Annotated in this window: 5 protein-coding genes; 3 read left to right on the plus strand and 2 right to left on the minus strand. The window is 70.1% G+C overall.

Translation table 11 applies throughout. From position 1 onward, the window contains the following. Positions 1-160: 160 nt before the first annotated feature. Positions 161-988, minus strand: a complete 828-nt coding sequence (locus tag ACZ6KY_RS40650; protein ID WP_469315286.1) for an alpha/beta fold hydrolase — start codon at positions 986-988, stop codon at positions 161-163. 373 nt (positions 989-1,361) lie between these two features. Between ACZ6KY_RS40650 and ACZ6KY_RS40655 the strand changes: the two genes are divergently transcribed. Both ACZ6KY_RS40655 and ACZ6KY_RS40660 read left to right on the plus strand, forming a co-directional pair. Then, positions 1,362-2,603: a cytochrome P450 family protein gene (locus tag ACZ6KY_RS40655; RefSeq protein ID WP_469315287.1), complete on the plus strand. Its 1,242-nt coding sequence runs from the start codon at positions 1,362-1,364 to the stop codon at positions 2,601-2,603. Between the two features lie 149 nt (positions 2,604-2,752). Then, entirely contained in the window at positions 2,753-3,526 is a 774-nt protein-coding gene (locus ACZ6KY_RS40660) for a crotonase/enoyl-CoA hydratase family protein (RefSeq protein WP_469315288.1), read from the plus strand. Between the two features lie 65 nt (positions 3,527-3,591). On the opposite strand, the gene ACZ6KY_RS40665 is transcribed toward ACZ6KY_RS40660, so the two are convergent. Further along, positions 3,592-4,479 (minus strand): GntR family transcriptional regulator, encoded by an 888-nt coding sequence (locus ACZ6KY_RS40665; protein ID WP_469315289.1) that lies wholly within the window; start codon positions 4,477-4,479, stop codon positions 3,592-3,594. A gap of 296 nt (positions 4,480-4,775) precedes the next feature. Between ACZ6KY_RS40665 and ACZ6KY_RS40670 the strand changes: the two genes are divergently transcribed. Beyond that, positions 4,776-6,212 (plus strand): cellulose binding domain-containing protein, encoded by a 1,437-nt coding sequence (locus ACZ6KY_RS40670; protein WP_469315290.1) that lies wholly within the window; start codon positions 4,776-4,778, stop codon positions 6,210-6,212. The last annotated feature ends 188 nt before the right edge of the window (positions 6,213-6,400 follow it).

Consider the following 6,400-nt stretch of genomic DNA (forward strand, 5'->3'; position numbering starts at 1 on the left):
CGGCACATGCGAACGGGCCACACCGCCACACCGCCACACCGCCGTCGCGCGACTCCGCACCGGGCACGCGCCGAACAAGCGGTCCGGGCGTCTCTCGGCGCCGGACCGCTTGTTCGGTCTCGTGGGCCGGCCTCCCGGGTCCTGCCAGGAGACCGCTGGTTCAACTGCGGGCGAACTCCAGGAGGTCGGCGTTGAAGACCTCGGCGAACTTGGGCACCATGGCGAGGCCGTGGGGCGCCCCCGGGTACACCTTGTAGACCACGTCCTTCACGAGCTTCGACGACTTGGCGCCGGAAGCCACGATGGGAACGATCTGGTCGTCGTCGCCGTGCACGATGAGTGTGGGTACGTCGATCTTCTTGAGGTCTTCGGTGAGGTCGGTCTCGGAGAACGCCTTGACGCAGTCGTACGCGCCCTTGATGCCGACGGTCATGCTCCAGAGCCAGAACTCGTCCCGCGTCCCCTGGGTGACGGTCGATCCGTCACGGTTGGCCCCGTAGAACGGGGCGCTGAGGTCCTTGTAGAACTGCGACCGGTCGGTCTCCACGCCCTTGCGGATCTCGTCGAAGACGTCGATCGGCAGGCCTTCGGGGTTCTCGTCCGTCTTGAGCATGAGCGGCGGGATCGCGCCGACCAGGACCGCCTTGGCCACCCTGCCGGAGCCGTGCCGGCCGATGTAGCGGGTGACTTCGCCACCGCCCGTCGAATGGCCGACCAGAATGACATCCCGGAGGTCGAGCGCTTCGATGACCGCCGCCAGGTCGTCGGCGTACGTGTCGAGGTCGTTGCCGTCCCAGGTCTGGCCGGAGCGTCCGCCACCGCGCCGGTCGTGGGCGACGGCCCGGAAACCGTTGTCCGCCATCACCTTCATCTGGGCGTCCCAGGCATCCGCGGTCAGCGGCCAGCCGTGCGAGAAGACGACTGGCTGGCCCGATCCCCAGTCCTTGTAGAAGATCTGCGTGCCGTCCTTGGCGGTGGCGAAGGGCATGTACGGGTCCTCTCGCATCTGGTCCGGAATTCCCCGCCGCACGCGATGCCGGTGCCCACGAAGGGCCGCCGACGGCGCCGACGCCGATGTGCGGGGCAGCGGATCCCCGCGACAGCCCTCAAGACCTTCCTGCCACGCCACGCCATGAACCAGCGGCGGACGCGCGAGGGGCGACGGCGCGGTCGGCAGCACGAAATGACCGGATTGAGCATGTCGTCCACATCACCCTAGCCGAGGGCCCCCGCTTCGTCGCGTCGGCGGATACCGCCCCGAGCCCATGGAACGGACTGAGCCGTCGGGGCGATCCCGCCTCTCCTCTCGCGCAGAATTTCGATGGTTCCGTATCTTTCGGTCACGTCCGGACGTTGGCGCGGTGTCCGTTTCGATCACCGAGTCCGGAGCCAGCGTGCCCGCTCCCCACGTACCGTCCCCACCCCCTGGCCTGCTGGCCACGCGGGTGCGGGACCCGTATCCCTACTTCGCCTGGCTGCGCCGGCATGCGCCCGCTCACGCGGACCGCAGGCCCGGCCGGCCCACCGTGTGGCACATCTCCCGCCACGCGGACGTCCGCGCCCTGTTGACCGACGGGCGGCTGAGCAAGGACCCGGGCAGGGTGCCCGGTTATGTTCCGGGGCCGGCCGGGCTGAACCGGCATCTGGTCCATGCCGACCCCCCGGATCACACCCGCCTGCGGGCCCTGGTGAACGCGGCGTTCGTACCCCGCCGCATCGCCCGGTTGGAACCCTTCATCGCGGACACGGCCAACCGTCTGCTGGACCGGATCGAGCACGACACCCACGTCGATGTGATCACGGCCTTCGCGGCGCCTCTCACCTTCCGGATGATCTGCGCGATCCTCGGTGTCCCCGACGAACTCGACAACGCGTTGACCCGGGACACGCTCATGGCCACGATCGCGCCCGACCCGGGCCGGGATCCCGCCCGGGTCGAAGCCGATCTGCACGCCCTCCTCGACCGGCTGATCGCCGGCAAACGAACCGGGGCCGAGCGCGGTGAGGTGGACCTGCTGGGCGCCCTCGTACGGGCCGGCGACCACAGCGGGGCGATGAGCGAGGAGGAGCTGCGCTCGACCGCCTACCTCCTGCTGCTGGTCGGCCACGACACCACGATGAACCTCATCGGCAACGGCATGCTCGCGCTGCTCCGTAACCCGGACCAGGCCGCCCGGCTGACCGGGCCGGAGTCCTGCCCGGAGCTTGTCGGCACCGCGGTCGAGGAGTTGCTCCGCTACGACTCCCCTGTGCGGGACGCGACGTTCCGGTGCGCCGCCGAACCGATCGGCCTGCATGGTCGGTTGATCGGCGAGGGGGACATCGTCAGCCTCCTGATCGGCTCCGCCAACCGCGACGAAGCCCGCTTCCCGGACGCCGACCGGCTCGATGTGGGCCGAACTCCCAATGACCATCTGGCCTTCGGATACGGCCCCCACTTCTGCATCGGTGCCGCCCTGGCCCGGCTCGAAGGCACGGTCGCCTTCCCCCTGCTGCTCCAGCGTCTGGGCCAGGTGCAGTTGGCCAAACCCGACGACGAACTCCCCTGGCGACCGGCCCGGGTGATGCGCGGACTGGCCGCACTTCCCGTCGTACGGATCTGACCTGACCGTTCCCGAAGGCGCGCGTGCCCGCCTTGCCCGCGCGCCTGCCAGGCCACCCGGCTCGCCGCGTGACTGCCTCCTCCCCCACCTGCCTGCGCGCCCGGCCGCCCGACCGACCGACGAACATCCCTCGACCAGGAGCACCCCGCATGGACAGCCATGACCCCGTAGTGACGACGGCCGAACCACGCCCCGGCGTCCTTCTCATCACCCTCAACAGGCCCCGCGTCCGCAACGCCGTCGACCGGGTGCTGGCCGAGGCCTTGGACTCGGCCCTCACCCGCCTGGAGTCCGACCCGTCCTTGTCCGTCGGCATCCTGACCGGAGCCGGGGGCCACTTCTGTTCGGGGATGGACCTCAAGGCCTTCCCCGCCGAAGGCGTTCCGCTCGTCGCCGACCGCGGGCTCGGCGGACTGACCCGTGCCCGCATCCGCAAGCCGCTCATCGCCGCTGTCGAGGGCGCGGCGGTCGCCGGCGGCTTCGAACTCGCCCTCGCCTGCGACCTCATCGCCGCTTCCGAAACGGCGTTCTTCGCCGTGCCGGAAGTCGCCCGCGGGCTCATCGCGGCCGAGGGCGGAGCCGTCCGCCTTCCCGGCCGGCTCCCCTACCACGTGGCCATGGAGATGCTGCTGACCGCGGCTCCCCTGTCCGCTCCGGACGCGGCCCGGTACGGGCTCGTCAACCGGCTCACCCCCGAAGGCGGAGCCCTCGACGCGGCGTTCACCCTGGCCGAACGCGTCCAGGCCCACTCCCGCGACGCCGTCCACATCACGAAGCGGATCGTCCAGGACACCCGCGGTCTCGACGACCACACCGCCTACACCGTCCAAGATCCCCTGAGTGCGCCGGTCTTCACCACCGGCGCCGCCACCGAGGGCGCCCAGGCGTTCACCGAGAAGCGCCCGCCGGCCTGGAGCCGGTGAGAGGTCCGGCATGGAGTCGTGAGGGGTCCGGCCTTGCGTCACTGTCACGTTGCGGGCCCCCTCCGTCACGTTGCCGGGCCGCCCTCACCCCGTACGCCGGGGTGCCCGAAGAGACCGCCGGCCACCACGCCTCGGGTGGAGAAGGTGACGGGTTCGCCCGGCGGGAAGTCTCCCGGCGGGATACCGGGGTGGTGCCCGTCGCGGGGTGCCGGGTGCTCGGATCGCGGGCCGAGCGCCAGCCGGGAGACGATGCGGTAGCGGTCCCCTCGGTAGATCGAGTGGACGTACTCCACCGGTCGGCCCAGGGCGTCCGAGGTGAGGCGCTCGAACAGCAGGGCCGGGGACAGCTCCGGCACATCGAGCAGTCCTGCCTCGTCGCGGGTCACGACCGTGGGCTCGATCGACTGGACCGCCTCGCTCACCTGGATTCCGTGCCGCTCGCCGAGGTGCTCGTACAGGTCGCCGTTCTCCAGTTCGTCACTGGTCAGGTCGGGCACCAGGTCGGCGGGGACGTGCAGGTACTCGATGGCCATGGGCGAGTCGTCGACCAGACGGAGCCGGGCCACGTACAGGATGCCGGCCGCGGGCGAGATACGGAGTCTGCGGCCCACCCGGGCACCGGCGGACAGCGTGCTGAATTCCAGGAGTCTGCTGGTCCACGTGCCCGCGGCCTGGGGAAGGCTGAAGGTCTGCCGGTCCGGGACCAGTTCCTGGGTGATCTTCTCCGCGGCCACGAACATGCCCCTCCCGTGCTCACGCACCAGGAGTCCGGCGAGCACGAGTTGGTCCACGGCCGCGCGCAAAGTGGGCCGGGAGACGCCGAGTCGGGCGCAGAGCGCGCGCTCGGAGGGGATCGCGTCACCGGGGCGGCGTTCCTCGATGAGCTCAAGGACCGTGTCGCGGACTCTTTCACGTTTGAGGACCGCGCGGGAGGCGGCGGGATCGATCTCCATGCGGGACTCTCGTTCGTCTCGGTACGGCCGACCGGTATGGCCTCTGACCCTAACTGGTCCACTGGTCAAGGGGATTGACTCAGCCCGGCCTCGCGATGCAGGAAAGCCGAACCTTGCCGATCCGATCAAGTCCCTTTGAATACAGGGGGGTTGACTGACGCAATGGTCTATGCCACTTTCAGGCGACGTCAACTGGTAAGGCCGATCGACCAACTGGTCAAGCACGGCACGTCTTCTCGCGTTCCTGAGCACCCCCACCTCCCGCGGTCGGCGGGAGCCCACCGAAAGGAACCCGCATGAGAAACCGTCCCCCCAACCGTCCCCCCACAGGCCGCCGTCGCGTGGCCCTCGCGCTGTCGGCCCTCCTGGGCGGCACCGCCCTGGTCGCCGTTCCGATGTCCGCCCCCGCCGCCGCGGCCGGAGGTCTCGCCGTCCAGTACCGCACCAGCGCGAGCGGGGCCACCGCGGACCAGAGCGAGCCCTGGTTCAAGGTGCGCAACACCGGCTCCGCAGCAGTGCAGTTGAGCCAGGTGAAGATCCGCTACTACTTCAAGGCGGACTCGGCGAGCACCACGTATCGCTTCGCCTGTTCCTGGGCGGTCAAGGGGTGCGCGAACGTCACCGGCACGTTCGGCACCCTGACTCATCCCACCGCGACCGCGGACCGCTACCTGGAGATCGGCTTCACCTCCACGGCCGGCACCCTCGCACCGGGCACGGACACCGGCGACATGCAGCTGCGCTTCTACCAGTCCAACTGGCAGTCCGTGAACCAGGCGGACGACTACTCCTTCAACGGCGCGCAGACCTCGTACGCGGACTGGAACAAGGTCACCGCCCAACTCGCCGGAGCCACCGTGTGGGGCACGGCGCCGGAGGGCGACGACCCCACGGATCCGACCGACCCCACCGACCCGCCCGGTGGCGGCCAGTCGCTCTTCGACGACTTCACCTACGCGTCGTACACCGACCCCGCGATCTCCGCGCACGGCTGGAACGTCCGCTCCAACTCCGGCGGACCCGGGGTCCCCGGCGCGACCTGGGACCCGTCCGAGGTCACCTTCCCCACCGTGTCCGGCAACTCGGTGATGAACCTGCGGACGTCGACCTCGGGCACCGCGGAGTCCACCCGGCAGACCGAAGTCGTCTCCAAGAGCATGAAGTTCAAGAACGGCACCTACGCGGCGCGGGTCAGGTTCGCCGACGCTCCGGAGTCCGGCCCCGACGGCGATCACCTGGTACAGACGTTCTTCACCATCAACGACCTCACGGCCCCGATGGCCGACGACTACGCCGAGTACGACTTCGAGTACCTGCCCAACGGCGGCTGGGGCGAGACGGGCAACATCCTCTACACGACCTCCTGGGAGACGTACAACCCGGATCCCTGGCAGGCCGTCAACCAGCACACCGAGGCGCGCCAGAGCTACGCCGGATGGCACGACCTGGAACTCACCATCGACAGCGGCAGCATCAAGTACTACATCGACGGACAGCTCTTCGGCACCCACGACGCCCAGTACCTCCCCGAGCGGCCGATGTCGATCAACTTCAACCAGTGGCTGATCGACCTCGCGGGACAGACCTCGACCACGGCACGCGCCTACGACGAACAGGTCGACTACGTCCTGCACGTCAAGGACCAGGTCCTCACCCCGGCCCAGGTGGCCTCGAAGGTGGCCGCCTACCGAAGCGCCGGCACCGCGTTCGTGGACGAGGTTCCAACTCCCTGACGCAGCCGATCAGTACGGTTCCCGTGCCGGCCCGTCGGCTGGAACTCACGCTCGTCGCCGACGGCGGCGCCCGTACCCCCAGAAGAAGCCTGTCGGGGGGGGGGGGGGGGGGGGGGGGGGGGGGGGGGGGGGGGGGGGGGGGGGGGGGGGGGGGGGGGGGGGGGGGGGGGGGGGGGGGGGGGGGGGGG

This window comes from Streptomyces sp. NPDC042002 (genome assembly GCF_055588305.1).